Here is a 22,093-nt window from a genome sequence, read left to right as displayed (position 1 = left end):
GGCCGTGTCCGATGTGCGGTCAGCCGGGTCCGGCGTCGCCGATCAGCTCGGTGAACCGTCGTGTGTCGACGTTGCCGCCCGAGATGATCACACCGACCCGGGCCGGGACCGGATCGAGTCGACCGGCGAGTAGGGCGGCCAGTCCGGTCGCGCCGCTCGGCTCGACCACGATCTTGAGCCGGTCGAAGGCGAAGCGCATCGCGGCCCGGATCTCGTCGTCGCTGACCAGCACGACCTCGTCGAGGAGCCGTTGGTTGATGGAGAAGGTCAGCTCGCCTGGTGTCTCGGCGGCCTGGCCATCCGCGATCGTGCGGGGGACGGCAATGCTCACCCGGTGGCCGGCGGCCAACGACCGCAGCGTGTCGTCCCCGGCCTGTGGCTCGACGCCGACGACACGGACACCGGCACGCAGGCCCTTGACCGCGGTGGCGGTGCCGGCCGCCAGCCCGCCGCCGCCTACCGGGACCAGGAACGCATCGAGGTCGCCGGCCTGCTCGACGAGTTCGAGCGCTGCGGTGCCCTGACCGGCGATGACGTGCGGATGCTCGTACGGCGGTATCAGAGCCAGGCCACGATCGGCGGCCAACGCCTGCCCGATGGCGACCCGGTCTCCGGTGTACCGGTCGTAGGTGACGATCTCGGCTCCGTATCCGGTGACCGCAGCCATCTTCGATCGTGGTGTGTCGGCGGGCATCACGATCACCGCCGTACTGCCCAGTTCGCGCGCGGCCAAAGCGACGGCCTGGGCGTGGTTGCCCGAGGAGTACGCGGCGATGCCCCTGGCCAGCTGTTCGGCCGTCAGCCGGGAGGCGGTGTTGTAGGCACCACGGAACTTGAATGCTCCGACCCGTTGCAAGTTCTCACACTTGAGGTGGATGCTGGCACCGGTCAAGGCGTCCAGGGTCCGCGAGCGCAGCACGGGTGTGCGGTGCGCGGTGCCGGCGAGCCGTGCGGCGGCGTCGCGCACGTCCTCCAGCGTGACGACGGGTGGCAGTGCCCGATCCATCAGGTGCGTCCTCCACAGGTTCCGGCCTGCCAGGCTGCCATACCTGTCCGACAAGCTTCGACGCAGGTCGGACCGGCGGTCGACACGGCCGGTACCTGAGTATGCATTTTCCGATAATTTCCGACACCCGCTCTGTTCGTGCACCCGCACCTGGTGACTGGTGTCCTGCCCCGGACGGCTGGTAACCGGGTGGGGTACCCCGGGCTCTGGCCGGATGACGAGTCATTGAGTTACCGGAATATTTCCGTTAGCATCGCTCAACGGCACTTCGACCAAGGTCGATGCGATGCCGGGGTCCCTGCCGTCCATATCCGTACCTGAGAGGCACTCACGACATGACTGATCAATCCGTCAGCAGACCGAGGAGAAGGGGACCCCGGGCCGCGTTGGCCTCGGCCGCGGTGGTCGCCCTCGCGGCCGGCACCGCGCTGCTGTTCGCGTCCGCCGCCAGCGCGGCCACCACCCTCGGCGCGTCGGCCGCCGAGCGTGGCCGGTACTTCGGCGCCGCGATCGCGGCCAACAAACTCAGCGAGTCGACCTACGTCAACATCGTGAACCGGGAGTTCAACAGCGTCACCCCCGAGAACGAGATGAAGATCGACGCCACCGAGCCGCAACAGAACCAGTTCACCTTCGGCAACGCCGACCGCATCGTCAACCACGCCATCTCCCAGGGCATGGCGGTCCGCGGCCACACCCTGGCCTGGCACTCCCAGCAGCCCGGCTGGATGCAGAGCATGGAAGGCTCCGCCCTGCGCCAGGCCATGCTCAACCACGTCACCCAGGTCGCCACCTACTACCGTGGCAAGATCGACTCCTGGGACGTCGTCAACGAAGCCTTCGACGACGGCAACAGCGGCGCCCGACGCAACTCCAACCTGCAACGCACCGGCAACGACTGGATCGAAGCCGCGTTCCGCGCCGCCCGCGCCGCCGACCCCGGCGCCAAACTCTGCTACAACGACTACAACATCGACAACTGGTCGTGGGCCAAGACCCAGGCCGCCTACAACCTCGTCCGCGACTTCAAACAACGCGGCGTACCGATCGACTGCGTCGGCCTGCAGTCCCACTTCAACAGCGGCTCGCCCTACCCGTCGAACTACCGCACCACCCTGTCCAGCTTCGCCGCCCTCGGCGTCGACGTGCAGATCACCGAACTCGACATCGAAGGCGCCTCCGCCAACACCTACCGCTCGGTGGTGGCCGACTGCCTCGCCGTGGCACGCTGCAACGGCATTACCGTATGGGGCGTCCGCGACTGCGACTCGTGGCGGTCCAGCCAGAACCCACTGCTGTTCGACTGCAGCGGCAACAAGAAGCCCGCCTACGACGCGGTCCTGGCCGAACTGAACAGCGGCGCACCCCCACCCACCACCGCACCACCCACCACGGCACCGCCCACCACGGCACCACCGCCCACCACGGCACCACCGCCCACCACGGCACCACCGCCCACCACGGCGCCGCCGACCACCGCACCACCGACCACTCCGCCACCGGGCGGCGGCGGATGTAGCGCCGCGGTGTACCAGCTCGATCAGTGGCCCGGCGGATTCGTCGCCAACGTCAGGGTGACGGCGGGATCCTCGGCGACCAACGCCTGGGCGGTGACGATGACGCTCCCGTCCGGAGCCGCCGTCACCAACGCGTGGAACTCCCAGGCCAGCGGCAGCACCGGCACCGTACGGTTCACCAACGCCCCGTGGAACGGCCGGATCAACGCCGGACAGTCCACCACCTTCGGGTTCCAGGGCACCGGGACCGGTAGCGGAATGACGCCGTCCTGCAGCGCCAGTTGATCGGCTGACCTGGTCGGGGCGGCCGATCGGCCGCCCCGACCAGGCCGGAAACCGTCGACATGGCCGGGCCGGTGGACGAGACCCGAGTTCTCGTCCACCGGCCCGGCCATGTCCGCGCCGGGCTCCGCGCGGCGCCCTCAGCGGCTGCCGTTAGGCTCGGGTGGTGGTGACCTGCAGGTCACCGGGGTTCCGTCTGCCCATGGACGGAACATGGCTGGCGGCACCGGGAGTTCGACGCGTTGACTGCACAACCTGAAACGCTGTACGGAGCGGAAGACCTCACCCACCTCGAAGGTCTGGACGCGGTGCGCAAGCGCCCCGGCATGTACATCGGTTCCACCGACAGCCGTGGCGTCGGTCACCTGCTCAACGAGATCCTCGACAACTCGACCGACGAGGGGATCGCCGGGCACGCCGGCCGGATCGAGGTGACCCTGCACGCCGACGGGTCGGTACAGGTCGACGACGACGGTCGCGGCATCCCGACCGACGTACACTCCCGCTCCGGGCTGTCCGGGGTCGAGCTGGTGCTGACCCGCCTGCACGCCGGCGGCAAGTTCGGCGGCTCCGGCTACAAGGCCTCCGGTGGTCTGCACGGCGTCGGGGCGTCCGCGGTCAACGCGCTGTCGTTGCGCTTCGACGTGCGGGTCAAGCGGGCCGGCAAGGTGTACGAGATGTCGTTCCAACGCGGCGCGCCCGGCGTGTTCGACGGCCCCGGACCGGGCGCCCGGTTCACCACGCAGTCCGGTCTGCGCACCACCGGGCGGATGAAGCGGGGCGAGGCGACCGGCACCTCCATCCGCTACTGGTACGACGCCCGCTACTTCGACCGTGGCGCCGCACTCGACGTGGCCGCCGTGCGGGCCAGGCTGCGCAACACCGCCTTCCTCGTCCCCGGGGTCACCTACGTGCTGCGCGACGCCACCGGCGACGACCCGGTCGAGGAGGTCTACCACCACCCGCGCGGGCTGGTGGAGATGGTGGAGTTCCTCAGCCCCGACGGCGACAAGCCGGTCAGCGGCACCCTGGTGATCAACGGGACCGGCACCTACAAGGAGAACGCGGCCGATGCCAACGGCGTGATGCAATCGGACGTCGTCCGGCGGGCGGAGATAGAGGTCGCGCTGGCCTGGAGCACCGGGTACGAGCGGATCGTCGAGTGCTTCACCAACACGATCCGCAACATGCACGGTGGCACCCACCGCAAGGGCTTCGAGCGCGGCGTCACCCGGGCCGTGGTCGATGCCGTGCGCACCACCCGTGGCCTGCTCAAACCGAAAGAGGATCCACCCACCGCCGACGACGTGCTGGAAGGCATGACCGCGGTGGTGCACGTACGGATCCCGGAGCCGCAGTTCACCTCCCAGACCAAGGACGAACTGTCCACCGCCGGTCTCACCCGGGTCGTGCAGGGGATCGTCGAACAGCAGGTCAAGGCCTGGATCGAGGACCGCAAGACACGGGCCGAGGCGCGTATCGTGCTGCAGAAGGTGGTCGACGCGGCCCGGGTCCGGCTCACCCAGAAGCAACAGAAGGACGCGGCCCGGCGCAAGACCGCTCTTGAGGGCGCGTCGATGCCGCCCAAGCTGGTCGACTGCCGGTCCACCGGGGTCGAGCGCAGCGAACTGTTCATCGTCGAGGGCGACAGCGCGCTCGGATCGGCCCGGATGGCGCGCGTCGCCGAGTACCAGGCGCTGCTGCCGATCCGGGGGAAGATCCTCAACGTCCAGAAGGCCAACCTCGTCGACACGCTGCGCAACGCCGAGGTGGCGGCGATCGTGCAGGTGCTCGGCGCCGGCACCGGGCGCACCTTCGACCTGGCCACGATGCGCTACGGCCGGGTGATCCTGATGGCGGACGCGGACGTGGACGGTTCCCACATCCGGACGCTGCTGATCACCCTGTTCGCCAAGTACCTGCGCCCGGTCATCGAGGCCGGTCGGCTGTACGCGGCGATGCCCCCACTGCACAAGATCACTACGAAGGGGCGCAACGCGGAGACCATCTTCACCTTCACCGAGGCCGAGATGGAGCAGACGGTGCGCCGGCTGGCACGCGCTGGTCGCCAGGTGGTGACCCCGGTACCCCGGTTCAAAGGGCTCGGCGAGATGGACGCCGACGAACTGTGGGAGACCACGATGAACCCGGCGACCCGCTCGGTGCGCCGGATCACGCTCGACGACGCGGACGCCGCCGACCACACCCTGGAACTGCTGATGGGGGAGAAGGTCGAACCCCGGCGCAACTGGCTGATCGACTCGGCCGGCCGGGTCGACCAGGAGAGCATCGACGCCTGAGCAGGATCCGTCTCAGCCGGACCTGTTCGATCGAGGAAGCGTAGAAGACCATGGCACGCAGCAAGAGCAAGCAGTCCCGGACCGATCTGGCCGCGTTCGACCAGGCCGGCGCCCGCGTCCTGGACAACCCGATCGCCACCGAGATACAGGACTCCTACCTGGAGTACGCCTACTCGGTCATCTACTCCCGTGCGTTGCCCGACGCCCGCGACGGTCTCAAGCCGGTGCACCGGCGGATTCTCTACTCGATGAGCGAGCAGGGTTACCGCCCTGACCGGGGCTACGTCAAGTCGGCCCGGGTGGTCGGTGACGTGATGGGCAAGTTCCATCCGCACGGCGACGCCGCGATCTACGACGCGATGGTCCGCCTGGCACAGGGCTTCTCGCTCAACACGCCGTTGATCGACGGGCACGGCAACTTCGGCTCGCCGGACGACGGGCCGGCGGCCAGCCGCTACACCGAGGCGCGGATGTCGCGTCCGGCGATGCTGCTCGTCGGCGAACTCGACGAGGACACCGTCGACTTCAAACCGAACTACGACGGTTCGCTCACCGAGCCCAAGGTACTGCCGGCGGCGTTTCCGAACCTGTTGGTCAACGGCGCGTCCGGGATCGCGGTCGGGATGGCCACCAACATGATCCCGCACAACCTCGGCGAGGTGGTCGCGGCGGCCCGCTGGTTGATCCGTCACCCGGACGCCACCCTGGACAAGCTGATGGAGTTCGTGCCCGGCCCCGACCTGCCGACCGGCGGCCTGCTGCTCGGCCTCGACGAGGTGCGCCGCGCGTTCGCCACCGGCCGTGGGGTGGTGCGGATGCGGGCCAAGGTGCAGATCGGACTGGTGGAGGGCAGCCGCGGCCGGCAGGCGGTCACGGTCACCGAGCTGCCGTACGGGGTCGGCACCGAACGCATCATCGAGAAGATCACCGAAGAGGTCACCAAGACCAAGCGGCTGCAGGGCATCGCCGACGTCAAGGACCTCACCGACCGGGAGAACGGCACCCGGCTGGTCATCGAATGCAAGATCGGGGTCAACCCGCAGGCGCTGCTGGCCGACCTGTACCGGCTCACCCCGATGGAGCAGTCCTTCGGGGTCAACAACCTGGTTCTGGTCGACGGGCAGCCCCGTACGCTCGGCCTGAAGGAACTGCTGGAGGCGTTCCTCGCACACCGCTACGACGTGGTCTTCCGGCGCAGCGCCCACCGGCGGACCAAACGGCAGGACCGGCTGCACCTGGTCGACGGTCTGCTGATCGCGTTGCTCGACATCGACCGGGTGGTGCGGCTCATCCGAGCCAGCGACGACGCCCGGGCCGCCCGGGACGCGCTGATGGCCGAGTTCGGGCTCACCGAGATCCAGGCCGGCTACATCCTCGACACCCCGCTGCGCCGGCTGACCCGCTACGACCGGATCGAGTTGGAGGCCGAGCAGGACCGACTGCGCGGCGAGATCGCCGAACTGTCGCGCATCCTCGACGACCCGGCCGTGCTGCGTAAGGTGGTCTCGGACGAGTTGGCGCAGGTGGCCAAGCAGTTCGCTACCCCCCGGCGGACCACGCTGATCGACGGCGATCTCAAGGAGGTGCTCGCCGCCTCCGTCCCGGCCGGGCCGCTGGAGGTCGCCGACGATCCCTGTCAGGTGATTCTGTCGTCGACCGGGCTGGTCGCCCGTACCGTCGCCGAGAGCGAGGAATCGGTCGAAGGTGCCCGCCGCAACGGGCGGGCCCGCCACGACGCCGTCGCGGCCGTCGTCGCCGCCACCGCCCGTGGCCAGGTGCTTCTGGTGACCAGTGCCGGCCGGGCCATCCGCACCGATGTCCTGCCACTGCCGGTGTTGCCCGACCGGCCCGGCACCGTCTCGCTCAGCGGCGGCATGCCCGCCGCGGAGCTGGTGTCACTGCGGGCCGGGGAGCGGGTCGTCGGCGTGGCGCCGGCAGCCGAACGCGACACGCCGGGGCTCGCCCTCGGCACCCGCCAGGGCGTGGTGAAGATCTGCGCACCGGACTGGCCGGTGCGCGCCGACGAGTTCGAGGTGATCGGACTGCGTGACGGCGACGAGGTGATCGGTGCCACCTGGCTGACCGACGGCGCCGAGAGCCTCGCCTTCGTCACCAGCGACGCCGCGCTGCTGCGCTTCACGGCCAAACTGGTACGGGCACAGGGCCTCAAGAGCGGCGGCATGGCCGGGATCCACCTCGCCACCGACGCCGAAGTGGTCTTCTTCGGCGCGGTACGTACGGATGATCCGGATCATGGCGCGCCGATGGTGGTCACCTCGACCGGTCGTGGCGTCAAAGTCACCCCGTTCGCGCAGTACCCGGCGAAGGGACGGGCGACCGGCGGCGTGCGCGTGCACCGTTTCCTCAAAGGCGAGGACGCGCTCGATCTGGCCTGGATCGGGTCGCGCCCGGCGGGCGCGACCCGATCCGGCGAGTCGGTGGCGCTACCGGCGGTCGATCCGCGACGGGACGGCTCCGGCACGCCGGTGATGTTGGCCCCGCAGGTGATCGGCCATCTGCTGGAACGCGGCTGACGATCCGCGCCGCTGCGCGGCAATCGGCTACCAGTCCAGCGGCTGGGCGGCCAACCGCTCGTCGTACCAGGCCCGGATCGCGGCCACGGTCTGCGTCGGCAACGGGCCGTCGGCCACGGCGGCCACGCTGCTGTGCAGTTGCGCCACGGATCTCGTGCCGGGGATGACCGTCGACACCGCGTCGTCGCTCAACAGGAAACGCAACGCGCCGGACAGCAGGCTCACCCCCTCCGGCAGCAGGGCCCGCAACTCGTCGACCAGCCCGGCGCGCACCGCGACGTCCTCGCGGGACCATCGCTCGCGCACGCCGGTGAAGACGCTGTCGGCACCGTAGCGGCCGGAGAGCCAACCGGACTCCAGCGGCACCTTGGCGATGGTGCCGGCGCCACGGTCGTGGGCCCGTGCCACGGCTGGCCACGGCTCCTGGTAGAGCGCGGACAACCGCACCTCGAACGCGGTCGAGTCGCTGCTCGACAGCACCGTGTCCAGGTCCGCGCTCCAGTCCACCGACGCGCCGTACGCCCGGATGACACCCTTGTCCTGCAGCCGCTGGAGCACCTCGTAGTGGTCGCCGCGCCGCCCGTCCAGGATCTCCGGCGGCGGGTTGTGCAGCACGACGATGTCGACGTGGTCGACGTTCATCCGCTGCGCGCTGCGCCGGACCGATTCCTCGATCGCCGAGGACGACCAGTTCTCGGTGCCGTCGGGCAGATAGCCGAACTTGGTGCAGATGATCGCCGCGTTCCGGCGATGTCCGGTGAGCGCCCGGCCGATGTTCGGCTCGCTTCGCCCGTCGGCGTAGCCGGGCGCGGTGTCGACGAACGTGATGCCGGCGTCCAACGCGGCGTGAACGATCCGTACCGCCTCGGCCTCGTCCGGCCCGTCCGGCCAGTGCGACGACCGGCCGAGTTGCCAGGCGCCCAGGCCGATGGCGCTGACCTGCATGCCGGTCGTACCAAACGGTCTTGTGTGCACGATGGGGACCCTTTCGCTGACCACAGGTGACAATCAGCAGCCTATCGATGTCCGGACCGGCGGATGAAACCCTCGGGCACCAGCCGGGCGGCGAGCAGACCGAGCCCGCCGAGCGCGACCAGCACGTACAGGTTGCTGTAGACCAGGCCGGCACCGGTGAAGTGCAGATCCCAGCCGCCCGGCCCGGCCAGCACCCAGCTCGTGCTGGCCACCAGCGTCAGCCAGACGACGGCCGCCGCGGTCATCCCGGCCTGGTGCCGATGCCGGCGGGAACGCTCGGCGAGCACGATCAGCGCCGGCACCCACCATACCCAGTGGTGGTGCCAGGACACCGGGGAGATCAGCAGACCGGTCGCGGCGCAGGCGAGCACCGCGACCGGCTCGTCGCCGGCCCGGTGGTAGGCGAACGCGATCGCCATGCCGGCCACGCCGACCACGGTCGCGCTCACCAGCCAGGCGATGCCCGGCTCGGTGGTTTCGCCGATGCGGGCCACCGCGCCGGACAGCGACTGGTTGAGAATCGTCCGTGGGTCGCCGGTGACGCGGGACGCGTCGAACATCCCACCGGTCCAGAACCAGTGCGAGTCGACCGGGTGCCAGACGAATCCGACGGCGACGGTGCCGGCGAATCCAGCGAGCGCGGTGCCGCCCGCCCGCCAGCGACCGGTCAGCAGCAGGTAGCCGACGAAGACCAGGGGAGTGAGTTTGACGCCGGCGGCGATGCCGACGCCCAGCCCGTGCCAACGGCCGTGCCGGGCACCGAGCAGGTCGGCGAGAACGATCCACATCAGGAACATCCCGACCTGACCGACCTGCAGGTGACCGGAGACCGCGAACACCGGCAGCGCGGCCAGCGTCCCGACCAGCGTCCACTTGCGCTGGTGCAGCATCATCGCGGTGACCGCGAGCAGCGCGACGACGCTCGCCGTCGTCCACCCGGCGATCGCCAGTGCCATCCCGATGTCGGCCAGCGGTCGTAGTAGCAGCGCGGCGAACGGTGGATAGGTGAAGCCCAGCGCGATGCCGTCCGCACCGACGAAGGCGGCCTGGTAGAGCTGCCCGTCGCCGGTCGCGGCGGCTACCGCGCCGGCCCGGTAGGCGGCCAGGTCACCCCAGAACCGCCCGGTGCTCAGGTACAGCGCGGCCGCGGCGAGGCCGGCCAGCAAGGCGAGCCCGCCGCCGGACACCCGGTGATCACCGGCTCGGCGCGGGGCAGCCGACACCGTGCCCGCCGGGCGGGCCGTCGTCGGCGTGGTCACGACGATCTGGCCGCGGGCGTCGTCGCGGCGGCACCGAGCATCACCACCACGCCGCAGGTCCGGCCCGGCGGGGTCAGCTCGCGGTGTACGACGAGGCCACAGTCGCGTACCCGCGACAGCAGCTGGGCACCGGTGACGCTGGTGACGTCGTAGAGCCAGACCAGCAACCGCCCGCCGGTGTCGAGCAGGCCGGCGGCCCGGTGCAGCAGGGCGACCGCCTCGTCCGGCGGAAAGTAGTAGAGCACTTCGCGTAGCAGTACCACGTCGTAGCGGCGCGCGCTGTGGTAGGTGCCGAGGTCGGCGACCTCGAACGTGGTGTCCGGGCGGCGCAACGCCCGCGCCCGCCGGATCGCCGCCCGGCTGATGTCGACCCCGTGGTAGTGGCGGTACTCGCCGGGCGGCAGGGCGAGGTTGACCGTGGTGCCGCAACCCAGGTCCAGGATGCGCGGGTACGGTGTACACCGCTGCGCCAGCGTAAGGGGCCCCAGGTCACTACCCCGGTCCAGGTACCTCCACAGCCCGAGCGCGTACTGCAGGTCCCACACCACGGCGTTCAACCGCGGGTACGGCCGGATCAGTACGGTGAGCGGCCAGTTCAGGACTTTCGCGGCCAGTCGGAACAACGGATGGGCCATCACGCCTCCTCGGCGGCACTCGGGTGGGCGGGAACCGGCACGAACCGTAGGCCGCGGCACAGCAGCCGGGGGAGCACCGACGCGAGCGCGGTGACGGTCTGGGAGCGGTCGCCACCGCCGTCGTGGCACAGCAGCACGTGGCCCGAGCCGGCCCGCGACAGCACCCGGGTGATGTGCGACACCCCGGGCTCCTTCCAGTCACCGGAGTTGACCGTCCAGTCCACTGCGATCAACCCGGCGTCGGCCACCGCGGCCAGCACCGCGGCCGACCAGCCGCCGCTGGGCGCCCGGAACAGCTGCGGCGCCACTCCGGTCGCCTCGGTGATCCGCTGCTGCGCCTGATGGATCTCGGCATCGAGCAGCGCGGTGGGCAGCGCGGCGAACGGCATCGGATGCCGCAGCGAGTGGTTGCCGATCATGTGTCCGGCGGCGACGATCCGCCGGGCCAGCTCCGGGTGCTCGGCCACCCGGTCGCCGATCAGGAAGAACGTCGCCCGCACCCGATGCTCGTCGAGCAGGTCCAGCAACGCCGGCGTCCACCGGGGGTCCGGCCCGTCGTCGACGGTGAGCGCGACCGAGCCGGGTGCCACCCGGAACACCGGCCAGCCGCGTCGCGTCGCGCCGCTCACCGGTCGCAACCGGTGGTACGTGCGCACGCCGAGGAACACGCCTTCGAGCGCCCGTGCCCGCAGCCGCGTCGCCCCGGTGCCCGGTTCCCAGCCGATGCCCATGGCGTGCGCTCGCCCCGCGTCATCGCCCGGCGCTCGATCCGCGCCGATCACCGGCCCGCCTCGACACCCAGGGTCCGTGACGGCCCGAAGTCGCGGTCGAGCAGGAACCGCAGTCCACCGACCGCGGCGCCGGTGACGATGGACAGGTGCACCAGGAAGTGGACGGCGAGGAAGAAGGCGAGGAACGCGGTGCCACGCTGACGCCGCACGAAGCCGGCCAGTGGCGCATCGGCGGCGGCGAACCAGATCAGCGCGGCCACCGGCAGTGCCAGCAGCACCGGGCTGAGCAGTGCCAGCGGCAGGGTGGCCAGGAAAGCGGCGGTGGCCAGTACCCCGCCCGGCCGGTTCGCCCGCAGCCCGGCCGGTCCCCGTTCGCGTACCGCGACCGGCACCAGCAGCTGCGAGCGTCCGAACTGCTTGCGCAGCATCGGCCACAGCCGGCTGTCGTCGTCGTGGCGGCAGGTCAGCTCGGCGGAGAGCCAGATGCCGTACCGTTGCACCATCCGGTCGCTGAGTTCGACGTCCTCGGACGCGCGCAGATTCTCGTCGAACAGTCCGATGTCGTCGAAGACCGTGCGGCGTACCGCACAGAGCGCGAAGATGGCGGTCCGGACCCGGCCGGTGTTGCGTGCGCGCCAGTGATGGGCGTGCAACAGCCGGTACGCCTCCACCGGGCCGTCGTCGTACAGCGGCTCGGTCAGGTAGATGCCATGCACGCAGGCCACGTCGGGAGTCTGCGCCAGGATCCGCAGGGCGGTGGCGATCGCGGTGGAGCTGGGTGCGCAGTCCGCGTCGACGAAGAACACGACCTCGCCGGTGCTCGCCCGGATGCCCCGGTTGCGGGCGGCCGCCGGCCCCCGGTTCACCGGCGTGGTCAGCAGCCGGACCGGGAACTCACCGGCGATCTCGCGGGTGGCGTCGGTGCTCGCGTCGTCGGCCACGATCACCTCGGCCGGCGGATGTGACTGCGCGTACACCGCGGCCAGACATGCCGCCAAGGTTCGCGCGCTGTTGTAGGCGGGAATGACGACCGAAACCTGTGGCTGCACGGCACGAGACGCTAGCCGTACCGGACGCTGCCCGGCAAGCGGTGGACCGCCGATTCCAGTGACGGTCCAGTACGTATTCAGTGCCGCTACAGTCGGGGTACAGCGGAGTCCGTAACAATTGCATCGACTCTCGCGGGACATTCTTGCGTGCCAGGCCCGGATGTACCGCTGATTCCGCGCTGGAGAAAGGGTCGATGCGTGTCGAATCTGCTCACCGTAGATGATTGCGACGGACTGTCCGTCAAACAGGTGCATGATCTGTACCGGCGGTTCGTCAACCGAAGCCAGGTTGGCCTGATGTCGTCGTTCGGGTTCGGTAGGGAGCTGGTCGACCACGCCGAAGGAGCGTATCTCTACCTGCGCGACGGACGACGCATCCTCGATTTCACCGGCGGTGTCGGTGTCCTCAACCACGGCCACAACCACCCGCGGATCATGGCGGTCCGGCGCCGTTTCGCCGAACAACGCCGCATGGAGGTCCACAAGACCTACTTCTCGCCGTACGTGGCGGCCCTGGGCCACAACCTGGCCCAGGTGCTGCCGGGTGACCTGAACATGTCGTTCCTGCCGAACTCGGGCGCCGAGGCGGTCGAAGGCGCGGTCAAGCTGGCCTACAAGTACCACGGCGGGCGGCGCAACACGATCCTGCGGGCCGACATCAGCTTCCACGGCAAGCTGCTGGGCTCGGGTAGCCTCACCGGTGGGGCGCAGAACCACTTCGCGTTTCCCGGCATCCCCGGCGTGGTCTCTTTCTCCTACGGAGATCTCGACTCGGTACGTGCCGCCGTCGCCGCTCACCCGGACGACGTCTACGCGATCCTGATCGAACCGTTCAGCGCTTCCACGATGCGTTGGTGCAGCGAGGAATTCCTCCGTGGTCTGCGCGAACTGTGCACCGAGCACAACATCGTGCTCGTGTTCGACGAGATCTATACGGGCTGGGGGAAGACCGGCAGCCTGTTCTATTTCATGCGCTATCCGGGTCTGCTGCCCGATATCGTCACCACCTCCAAGTCGTTCGGCGGTGGAAAATCGTCGATATCGGCGTACGTCGCCCGCGAACCGGTCTTCCGGAAAGCCTACGACAGCCCGGTCGACGCGCTGATGCATTCGACATCGACGACCTACTACGGGTTCGGGGAGGAGTGCGCGACCGCGATCGAGGCGATCAACATCGCAATGGACGACGACTACCCGGCCCAGGCGCGGCGGATCGAGCAGTCGCTCGCCGCCGGGCTGCGCCGGATCGCCAAGCAGCATCCTGACGCGGTGTCCGACGTGGCCGGTTCCGGCGCGCTGTGGGGGGTGTTCATCGACGGCGGGCCACGGGTGCTCGACCTGGCCGCGAAGGTGGCACCGGCCGGCCTGGCCCGCGATCCGCGACTGCGGACCAAGCTGATCACCTGTGCGGTGATCAACGCCCTGTACCGGGACCACGACATCTACACCTACTACACGCTCAACGGCGCCAGCCCGCTGGTCGTCGGACCGCCGCTGGTGGCCTCCGACGACGACGTCGAGTACTTCCTCGACAGCCTGGACGCCGTCCTGGACCAGGGACTCACCCGCCTGCTCACCCGGTTCGTCGCGCAGAAGGTGGGCTCGCTGTGGTGATCACGGTCACCGGGGCCGCCGGCATGCTCGGCTCGTCGGTGGTGGCCCGGCTCACCGCCGACGGCGCCGACGTCGTCGGGGTGGACCTGCGGGAACCCACCTCCGGCGCGACCGCTGCCGGGTACCGGCATCTGATCGGCGACGTACGGAACCCGGCGGTGCTGCGGCCGGCGGTCACCGGCGCCGACGCGGTGGTGCACTGCGCGGCGGCGCTGCCCAGCTACCCGGCCGCCCAGATCCGCTCCATCGTGGTCGACGGCAGCCGCGCCGTGCTCGACGCCACCCGGGCGGCCAAGGTGCCCCGGCTGGTCTACATCTCCTCGACCGCGGTTTACGGCCTGCCCCGCCAGGTGCCCACCCCGGAGGAGCATCCGTACGCGCCGGTCGACGTCTACAGCACCGCGAAGGCCGACGCCGAACGCCTCGCCCTGAGCTATCGCGGCGCCGATCTGGTGCTGCCGGTGCTGCGCCCCAAGACGTTCCTCGGTCCCGGCCGGATGGGACTGTTCTCGATGCTGTTCCAATGGGCGCAGGAGGGGCGCAACTTCCCGGTGCTCGGCGACGGCGGCGTGCGGATCCAGATGCTGCACATCGACGATCTCGTCGACGCGGTCGTCGCCGCCCTGCACGCCGCGCCCGAGGTCGCCAACGACACGTACAACATCGGCGCCGCCGAGTTCGGCACGCTGCGTGAGGACTTCCAGGCGGTCCTCGACGAGGCGGGGCACGGCAGGCGGGTGGTCGGCCTTCCGGCCCGTCCGGCCCGCGCCGCGCTGGAACTGCTGGAGCGCACCCGACTGTCCCCGGTCTACGGGCGGCTGCTGCACAAGCTGATGGACGACTCCTACGTCGACATCACCCGGGCCCGGCGCCGGTTGGGCTTCACCCCCCGGTACAGCAACCGTGACGCGGTGCTGGACACCTTCCGGTGGTGGCAGGCGCAGCACCGTGGCGGTCCCGCCCGTGCGGCGGCCAACGGGCGGACCAGCCGTGACCCGTGGCGGCAGGGTGTGCTGGCCGCCGCGAAGGTCTTCTTCTAGCCACCGGAGGTGCCGATGACCGCTGTCGAGGTGGCAGCCGAACCGACACCGGCGGCCGGGACGTCGACGGCCACGGTGGCCGGTCGGCCCGGTCGGCTCGCCCGTACCGGTGCCGACCTGTTGAACCTGGTCCGCCCCGCGCAGTGGCCGAAGAACCTGCTGGCCGTCCCGCTGGCCCTGCTGGACACCCCGGCCTGGTCTGTCGCGACCCTGGCCCGGATCGGCTGGGCGGTGCTGCTGTTCACCATGGCCTCCGCACTGGTCTACGTGGTCAACGATGTCGCCGACCGGCGGCTCGATCGTCGGCACCCGAGCAAGCGGACCCGCCCGGTGGCCAGCGGCCGGATCTCCCCGACCGGGGCCTGGCTGTTCGCCGCCGCGCTCGCCGGTCTGCTCGTCGCGGGGGTGGCCGTCGGACCCACGTTCGCCTGGTGGCCGCTGGCCGCGTATCTGGTGCTCAACCTGGCGTACAGCCGCTGGCTCAAGCACGTCCCGCTGTTGGACATCTGCGTGGTGGCCACCGGTTTCGTGCTGCGTGTCGTGCTCGGCTACACCGCCACCGGCGGGCCGGTGTCCGTCTGGCTGCTGACCGCGGTGTTCGCCACCTGCCTGGTGCTGATTCTCGGCAAGCGTCGCCAGGAACTGGCCGCCGACGGTGCCGCCCACCGGCCGGCGCTGCGCGGATACAACCTCAACCTGGCCGACCAGCTGCTCACGGTCAACGCCACCGTCGCGGTCACCGGATTCCTGCTCTACCTCAACTCCGACGCGCCGGTAGGGGTGCACCGCAACGCGCTGTTGCTGGCCGCGGTGCCGTTGACCCTGTTCGGGATCTCCCGGTACCTGCAGGCCGTGCTGGTCCGCCGGGGCGGCGGTGATCCGGTCCGCACCGTACTGCGGGACCGGCTGATCATCGTGACCGCGATGCTGCTGGCCGGTGTGGTCGGTGTCGCGCTGCTCGCCGCCAACCACCTGTCGTCCTAGAAATGTCGTCGTCGAAACAGCCTGAAAGCGATTGCCCCCATGCCTGATCCATCCGTGCCGGACGCCGCCGTCACCGCACCGCGACCGCTGGTGTCGGTCATCGTGCCGAACTACAACTACGCCCGCGCGCTCGGGTTGTGCCTGTCCGCGCTGCGCGCCCAGACGTACCCGAACCTGGAGATCATCGTGGTCGACGACCGCAGCACCGACGACTCGGTGGCGGTCGCCCGGTCCTACGGGGTCCGGGTGGTGCAGACCCCGGCGAACGGCGGGCCGTCGGTGGCCCGCAACCTCGGCGCGAGCGTGGCCAACGGGGAGATCCTGTTCTTCGTCGACTCCGACGTGGCGGCCAAGCCGGACGCCGTCGCCAACGCGGTCGCGCTGTTGACCGAGCGGCCGGAGATCGGTGCCGTGTGCGGCAACTACGATCCGGTGCCGCTGATCCGCGACAGCCTGGTGGAGGAGTACCGCTGCATGCAGCAGTCGTACTGGCTGATCGCCGACGAGGGCCGGATCCACACCATGTACACCGCCCTGCTGGCCATGCGGGCCGAGGTGTTCGCCGAGATCGGGCCGTTCAACCCGAAACTGCGTGAGACGGAGAACGCCGACTACGGGTTCCGGCTGGCCCGCAAGTACGAGATCTGGCTGACCCCGACGGTGCGCGGAGTGCACGACCACGACGACGACCTGCGGGTCCTGGTCCGCAAGGTGTTCACCCGCACCAGGCTGCACATCCCGATGTACGCCGCCAACCCGGACTTCCCGGGCGGGCTGCGCAGCGGCCCCCGGGCGTGGGGCAGCGTCGCCGCGTTGCTGGTGCTGTGCTGCGCCGTCCTGCCGCTGTTGTTGGGTCCCTGGTGGAGCGTGGTGCCGGCGCTGCCCGTGGCCGGTTACCTGGCCTGCGACTGGCCGATGTACCGGTTCGTCGCCGTGCGGCGCAGCCCGCTGTTCGTCGTCTACTTTGTCGCCATGCACTTCTTCCTCAACGTGGTGATGGCCGTCGCCGCCCTGACCGGCTTCGCCAGCTGGTTCGGCTCGCGGGCGTTCCGCCGGCTGTACGACAAGCCGGTCGAGGCGGTGTGACGTGGCGGTCCCACTGGTCTCGGTGATCGTGCCGAGCTACAACTACGCCGATTCGCTCGCGGTGTGTCTGCGGGCCGTCGCCGCGCAGACCTATCCGGCGATCGAGGTCGTGGTGGTCGACGACCGCAGCACCGACGGATCGGTCGCGGTGGCCGAGTCGCTCGGGGTACGGGTGATCGCCCTGGACGACAACGGCGGTTGCGGCCGGGCACGCAACATCGGTGTCGCCAACACCACCGGGGACATCCTGTTCTTCGTCGACGCCGATGTCGCGATGGCACCCGACGCGGTGGCCGAGGCGGTGGCCATCCTCGCGACCGAGCCGGCGGTCGGCGCGGTCTGCGGCATCGAGGACCCGGAGCCGCTGCTGCACGACACCCTGGTCGCCCGCTACCGTGGCCTGCAGTACCACCACTGGTCGGCCAGTGGCGAAGGCAACGTCACCTTTCTGTTTCCCGCGATGTGCGCCATCCGTCGCAGCGTCTACCAGGAGATCGGACCGTTCAACCCGGACCTCAAGCAGACCGAGGAGGTCGACTACGGCTACCGGCTGTCCCGGCGCCACCAGTTGCGGCTGACCTCCCGGGTCAGTGGCCGCCACGATCACGACCATCAACTGTTTCCGCTGCTGCGCAAGCTGTTTCACCGGGCCCGGCTGCGGATCCCGCTGTACGCCCGGGCGCGCCGGTTCGCCACCGGCTTCGAAACCGCCTCGCGGGCCTGGGGCAGTCTGGCGGCCGCCGCCGCGTTGCCGACGCTGTTGCTGCCGCTGGCGTTCGGGTCGGCGGCGTTGGCCGTGCCCGCGGCGCTGTTGGCCGCCTCGATCGCCGCCGACCGGTCGATGTACGCGCTGGCGTACCGCCAGCGCGGGCCGGCCTTCCTGGCATTCTTCGTCGCGGTGCATTTCCTGGTCAACGTGACCATCACCGCCGGTGTCGGGGTCGGGGCGCTGCAGTGGTTGACCTCGCGCCCGTTTCGCCAGCTCTATGACGCCACCTTCCCGGTGGAGGCCACCGTATGACGCTGTCGCCCTCCCCACAACCGCTGGTGGACACCGCCGGGCAGATCCAGCCCTCGGCCCAGCCCCAGCCTCGGACCGGGTCGACCGAGGACCTGGTCGGGTCGCGGCGCAGGCACGGCCGGTGGGGGCGGTGGTGGCGGCGCTGGCTGGGCCGGGTGTTCGTGACCGGGTCGGCGCTGTGGCTGGTGTTCGTGTTCGTCCACCTGGCGTTGAGCGGGCGGGTCTGGTGGTGGCTACTGGCCGGGTTGCTACCACCGATCACCTTCCTGGCCGTACCGCTGCTGTTCGCCGCCGCGGCCGCGGGCTGCTGGCGGACCCGCCGCCCGGCCGCGCTGCTGTGCACCCTCGCCCTGATCGCCGGTGCGCCCCTGGCCGGCATCAATCTGCCCGGCCCGCTGCGGCCGGCCCAACCGGTGCCGTCCGACGCGCTGCGGGTGGTCGCCTGGAACACCGGGTACTGGCATCCAGCCGGTGCCGGCGACGACTTCTACCACCTGCTGCGTGCTAACCGGGCCGACGTCTACCTGCTGCAGGAGTACATCGCCGAGACCGACGGGCGGATCGTCCCGATCGACGAGCTGGACCGGTTGCGCCGCGAACTGCCTGGCTACCACGTCGCGCAGGTCGGTGAACTGGTCACGCTGTCCCGGTTCCCGATCGTCGGTGAGATCGCGTTGTCGGCGGACGGGCTGCCACCGGCGCCTGACGATTTCACTGACTTCTGGCGCTATCAGGTGCTGCGTACCGATCTGCAGGTCGGCGACGAGGTGCTGTCGGTGTACAACGCCCACCTGCCGGTGCCGCTGTGGGCCGGCGGCCCGGGCCTGTTCACCGGCCAGTTCCACCGCAGCATCCGCGAGCAGCACGCGCGTCGGGTACCTCAGTTCGAGGCGCTCGCCACCGATGTCGAAACCAACGACCACCCGGTTGTGCTGGCCGGTGACCTGAACACGACTGCGGCGATGGGCGACATCCGCCGCCTGCCGGATGGGCTGCGCGACGCGGTCACGGCCAACCGGTCGTTGTATCCGGCCTCCTGGCCGGTGGCGCAGACGTCGTTGTGGCGACTGGATTGGGCACTGGTGTCGCCGCAGATCACGGTGCATCGGCACGAGTTCTCCGAGCCGGCCGGATTGTCCGACCACCGGCTGCAGTCGATCTGGGTGACGTTGTGAGTGGCGACGTGCGGGTGTCGGTGATCGTGCCGAACTACAACAAGGCGAAGACGCTCGCAGACTGCCTGCGGGCAGTGCGACGGCAGACCCGAGCGCCGGCCGAGCTCATCGTGGTCGACGACGCCAGCACCGATGCCTCCCGGGAGATCGCCGCGGGCGTGCCCTGCCGACTGCTCACCTTGGGCACGAACCGAGGGGTGTCCGCGGCCCGCAACGCGGGTGCCGCGGCGGCCACCGGGGACGTGCTGTTCTTCGTCGACTCGGACATCGCGCTGGCGCCGGACGCGATCGCCACCGCCCTGCGGGTGCTGCGTGACGACCCACGATGCGCCGTCGTACAGGGCATCTACGACGCCGAACCGCTGGTCGCGGACGGTCCGGTCGAAGTCTACAAGACCTTGTTCGAGCACTACTGGCGCCGCCAGCGCGCCGGAGTCACCGACGCCACGCTGTTCGCCCTCACCGCGATCCGCCGGCAGGTCTTCGACGAGGTGGGTGGCTTCGACGAGAACCTGCGCGACGCGGAGGACATCGAGTTCGGGACCCGGTTGCCCAGCCGGTACACCATCCGGATGAGCGCCGACGTGCTCGGGCGGCACGACGACGTGGACCGGCTCGGGCCGTTCCTGGCCGAACACGTGCGCCGCGCCGTCGGCTACGGTGCGCTGCTCGCCGGCACCGCACGATGGGCACTGCCCGGCAGGCGCCAGGCGGAGGCCGTGCCCGCCGCCCGGCCGGCGTCTGGAGTGGATGTCGGCGCGCTGGTGGCGATGACCGGCTGTACGGTGGCACTGCTCACCGCCCCGCTGGTGCTGCTGAGCTGGTGGCTGCTGGCGGTGCCGGTCACGGCGCTGGCCGCGTTCGGCTTCGCCGACCGTGCATTGTTCCGGTTCGTCCGCCGCCGCCGGGGCACCGGTTTCCTGGCCTACTTCGTCGGGATGCACTTCTTCATGCACACCACGCAGCTCGCCGGCATGATGGCCGGCTTCGCGGCCGGCCTGTGGCGCACCGTGTGGCGGCCGCCGTCGTCGCCGTCATCGGCGGCGGCGGCGACGATGACGACGGAGCCAGGCCGGTGAGCGCGGTGGCCCGCATCGACTGGCAACGCTGGCTGCGGTTGCTCAACAAGGGTTTCGCCGTGCTCTTCGTCGGTTTGCTGGCGGTGGGCCTGGTGACCGTGCTGCGCACCCAGGACTTCACCCCGGTACGCGAGTTGGCCGCGTCGCTCGATCCGGCCACGGTCTACCTCGCCGTCGGGGCCGCCGTCACCATCAACTGCGTCGGTCTGGTCTGCGGCTTCGTGTCCTGGCGGGCGCTCTTCCTCGACCTGGGGGCCCGGGTGGGCACCCCGACCGCGGCCCGGATCTTTTTCGTCGGGTTTCTGGTCAAGTTCGTTCCGGGCCGGTTCGTCGCGCTGCCGGTACTGGTCCGGATGGGCAAGGCGATCGAGGTCGGACCGGTCCGGCTGGCGTCGGTGTTCGTGTTGAGCTGGAGCATCGTCGCGCTCACCGGACTGACTGTCGGGATCGCCGCCGGACCGGCGGCGATCGGTGGCGGGATGTGGTGGTTGCTCGCCGCGGCGCTGCCGCTGGCGGTCCTGCTGGTGCGTCCGGACCTGCTGGACCGGGGGGTCGGCGTCGCCGCCCGGGTGCTGCGCCGCCCGCCGCCGGACGTCTCCGCCTCGGCCCAGGGCGTTCGGCGGGCGATCGTCGTCCAGACGGTGTCCTGGATCATCTCCGGACACCACCTGTGGCTGCTCGCGGTCACCGCCGGTGCCCCGCCGGGCGCGTCGTACCTGGTGTGCGTCGCCGGCTTCGCACTGGCCACCGTCACCGGACTGCTGGTCATGGTGGCCCCGGACGGGCTCGGGATACGCGAGGCGGTGCTGGCCCTGGCCCTGGCGACGGTCATGCCACTGCCGCTGGCCAGCACCTTGGTGCTGGCCAGTCGGCTGGTCTCGGTGCTCAGCGACGTGGCGGTCGGTGCCGGCGGGCTGTTGCTGGCCCAGTACCTGCACCGGCGGCGGCTGCGGATGGCGCAGGCACAGACGGAGGCGGTGCTCAGTGACCCGGTGCCGGCCCGCTGACCACCGCCTCGACCGGGCGTCGGTCGGCCGCGGCGAGCTGGGCGCGGATCTGCGCCGCCTCCGGCGCGCCGATCGCGCTGAAATGGGCGAGCGCGTGCCACCAGTGCTCCCACACGTCGTCGGGCGTACGCTGCGGTCCGCTGCTCGGTCCGGCCAGACGCTGCCCGGCCCGGGCAAGCCCGGCGTGCGCCCTCGCCTGCTGGGCCCGGTCACCGATCTGCGCCGAGATCGTCAGCGCCCTCCGGTAGTGGTCGCGGGCGACCGCTGGGCTGCCGACCTGCATCAACGCGTCGGCCAAGCCGATCAGCGACGAAGCCTCGCCGACCGGCTGGCTGGTCTCCCGGTAGATCGCCAGGGCGCGGCCGTGGTGGTCGGCGGCCTGCCGGAAACGCCCGGCCCGGGCATGCAGCTGGCCCAAGGAATCCAGGGCGAACGCCATGCCGACCCGGTGCCCGATCTTGCGGCACAGCGAGATGGCCCGGTCCAGAAACTCGGTGGCTTCGGTGTACCGCTCCTGGAGCACGTGGATCCAGCCCAGGTTGCCCAGCGCCATGGCCTCCCCGTGGGTTTCGCCGGTCTCGCGCAGCAGGGCGAGTGCCTGCCGCAGATGCATCCGGGCCAGGTCGTACTGGCCCTGCTGACCGTGGAAGACCCCGAGGTTGCCCAGCGCGCGGGCCTCACCTGCGCGTTCGCCGGTCTGCCGGTAGAGCACCAGCGCCTGCTGCAGATGGTCGGCGACCAGTTGACGGTGCCCCTGCATGCCGTAGACCACCGCGATGTTGGTCATCATGTGTGCCTG

Annotated in this window: 18 protein-coding genes; 11 read left to right on the top strand and 7 right to left on the bottom strand. The window is 70.4% G+C overall.

Translation table 11 applies throughout. The features are described 5' to 3' along the window. Positions 1 to 19: 19 nt before the first annotated feature. Complete coding sequence (locus ACN27F_RS02350) at positions 20 to 1,006, bottom strand: pyridoxal-phosphate dependent enzyme (protein ID WP_421430900.1); 987 nt, start codon at positions 1,004 to 1,006, stop codon at positions 20 to 22. A gap of 335 nt (positions 1,007 to 1,341) precedes the next feature. Between ACN27F_RS02350 and ACN27F_RS02345 the strand changes: the two genes are divergently transcribed. The 3 genes from ACN27F_RS02345 (at position 1,342) to ACN27F_RS02335 (ending at position 7,639) form a co-directional block, all read left to right on the top strand. Then, positions 1,342 to 2,808 (top strand): endo-1,4-beta-xylanase, encoded by a 1,467-nt coding sequence (locus ACN27F_RS02345; protein WP_421430899.1) that lies wholly within the window; start codon positions 1,342 to 1,344, stop codon positions 2,806 to 2,808. Between the two features lie 239 nt (positions 2,809 to 3,047). Then, positions 3,048 to 5,105, top strand: coding sequence for a DNA gyrase/topoisomerase IV subunit B (locus tag ACN27F_RS02340; RefSeq protein WP_421430898.1), 2,058 nt, complete (start codon positions 3,048 to 3,050; stop codon positions 5,103 to 5,105). Positions 5,106 to 5,155: 50 nt separating this feature from the next. Then, on the top strand, positions 5,156 to 7,639 hold the full coding sequence (locus tag ACN27F_RS02335) for a DNA gyrase/topoisomerase IV subunit A (protein WP_421430897.1): 2,484 nt from the start codon (positions 5,156 to 5,158) through the stop codon (positions 7,637 to 7,639). A 27-nt stretch (positions 7,640 to 7,666) separates the two neighbouring features. Here the strand turns inward: ACN27F_RS02335 and ACN27F_RS02330 are convergent, their stop codons facing one another. The 5 genes from ACN27F_RS02330 to ACN27F_RS02310 are packed head-to-tail and all read right to left on the bottom strand — an operon-like array spanning position 7,667 to position 12,288. Next, entirely contained in the window at positions 7,667 to 8,614 is a 948-nt protein-coding gene (locus ACN27F_RS02330; protein ID WP_421430896.1) for an aldo/keto reductase, read from the bottom strand. Positions 8,615 to 8,655: 41 nt separating this feature from the next. After that, positions 8,656 to 9,873: a glycosyltransferase 87 family protein gene (locus tag ACN27F_RS02325; RefSeq protein ID WP_421430895.1), complete on the bottom strand. Its 1,218-nt coding sequence runs from the start codon at positions 9,871 to 9,873 to the stop codon at positions 8,656 to 8,658. Further along, entirely contained in the window at positions 9,870 to 10,508 is a 639-nt protein-coding gene (locus tag ACN27F_RS02320) for a class I SAM-dependent methyltransferase (RefSeq protein WP_421430894.1), read from the bottom strand. The genes ACN27F_RS02325 and ACN27F_RS02320 overlap by 4 nt, the downstream gene beginning before the upstream one ends. Further along, on the bottom strand, positions 10,508 to 11,290 hold the full coding sequence (locus ACN27F_RS02315) for a polysaccharide deacetylase family protein (RefSeq protein WP_421430893.1): 783 nt from the start codon (positions 11,288 to 11,290) through the stop codon (positions 10,508 to 10,510). Before ACN27F_RS02315 ends, ACN27F_RS02320 begins: the two co-directional genes overlap by 1 nt. Then, positions 11,287 to 12,288, bottom strand: coding sequence for a glycosyltransferase (locus ACN27F_RS02310; protein WP_421430892.1), 1,002 nt, complete (start codon positions 12,286 to 12,288; stop codon positions 11,287 to 11,289). The genes ACN27F_RS02315 and ACN27F_RS02310 overlap by 4 nt, the downstream gene beginning before the upstream one ends. A gap of 297 nt (positions 12,289 to 12,585) precedes the next feature. On the opposite strand from ACN27F_RS02310, the gene ACN27F_RS02305 reads away from it, so the two are divergent. Genes ACN27F_RS02305 through ACN27F_RS02270 form a run of 8 tightly spaced genes read left to right on the top strand, consistent with a single transcriptional unit; the run spans position 12,586 to position 21,294 of the window. Continuing rightward, on the top strand, positions 12,586 to 13,902 hold the full coding sequence (locus tag ACN27F_RS02305; RefSeq protein WP_421430891.1) for an aspartate aminotransferase family protein: 1,317 nt from the start codon (positions 12,586 to 12,588) through the stop codon (positions 13,900 to 13,902). Beyond that, positions 13,896 to 14,942 carry an NAD-dependent epimerase/dehydratase family protein gene (locus ACN27F_RS02300; RefSeq protein WP_421430890.1) on the top strand — a complete coding sequence of 349 codons (1,047 nt, stop codon included), beginning with the start codon at positions 13,896 to 13,898 and terminating at the stop codon, positions 14,940 to 14,942. Before ACN27F_RS02305 ends, ACN27F_RS02300 begins: the two co-directional genes overlap by 7 nt. Before the next feature lie 15 nt (positions 14,943 to 14,957). Next, entirely contained in the window at positions 14,958 to 15,926 is a 969-nt protein-coding gene (locus ACN27F_RS02295; RefSeq protein WP_421430889.1) for a UbiA prenyltransferase family protein, read from the top strand. 39 nt (positions 15,927 to 15,965) lie between these two features. Next, positions 15,966 to 17,012, top strand: a complete 1,047-nt coding sequence (locus tag ACN27F_RS02290; RefSeq protein ID WP_421430888.1) for a glycosyltransferase family 2 protein — start codon at positions 15,966 to 15,968, stop codon at positions 17,010 to 17,012. 1 nt (position 17,013) lies between these two features. Then, positions 17,014 to 18,033 (top strand): glycosyltransferase family 2 protein, encoded by a 1,020-nt coding sequence (locus tag ACN27F_RS02285; RefSeq protein WP_421430887.1) that lies wholly within the window; start codon positions 17,014 to 17,016, stop codon positions 18,031 to 18,033. Beyond that, entirely contained in the window at positions 18,030 to 19,208 is a 1,179-nt protein-coding gene (locus ACN27F_RS02280; protein ID WP_421430886.1) for an endonuclease/exonuclease/phosphatase family protein, read from the top strand. The genes ACN27F_RS02285 and ACN27F_RS02280 overlap by 4 nt, the downstream gene beginning before the upstream one ends. Further along, positions 19,205 to 20,287, top strand: coding sequence for a glycosyltransferase family 2 protein (locus ACN27F_RS02275; RefSeq protein WP_421430885.1), 1,083 nt, complete (start codon positions 19,205 to 19,207; stop codon positions 20,285 to 20,287). Before ACN27F_RS02280 ends, ACN27F_RS02275 begins: the two co-directional genes overlap by 4 nt. Then, positions 20,284 to 21,294: a lysylphosphatidylglycerol synthase domain-containing protein gene (locus tag ACN27F_RS02270; protein WP_421430884.1), complete on the top strand. Its 1,011-nt coding sequence runs from the start codon at positions 20,284 to 20,286 to the stop codon at positions 21,292 to 21,294. Before ACN27F_RS02275 ends, ACN27F_RS02270 begins: the two co-directional genes overlap by 4 nt. Here ACN27F_RS02270 and ACN27F_RS02265 read toward each other — a convergent pair. Next, complete coding sequence (locus ACN27F_RS02265; protein ID WP_421439913.1) at positions 21,269 to 22,054, bottom strand: tetratricopeptide repeat protein; 786 nt, start codon at positions 22,052 to 22,054, stop codon at positions 21,269 to 21,271. The genes ACN27F_RS02270 and ACN27F_RS02265 overlap by 26 nt on opposite strands. Between the last annotated feature and the right edge of the window lie 39 nt (positions 22,055 to 22,093).

This window comes from Solwaraspora sp. WMMB335 (assembly GCF_049179075.1).
Classification (GTDB): Bacteria; Actinomycetota; Actinomycetes; order Mycobacteriales; family Micromonosporaceae; genus Micromonospora_E.
The sequence above is the reverse complement of the archived record's forward strand: the minus strand, read 5'-3'. Positions and strand labels throughout refer to the sequence as shown.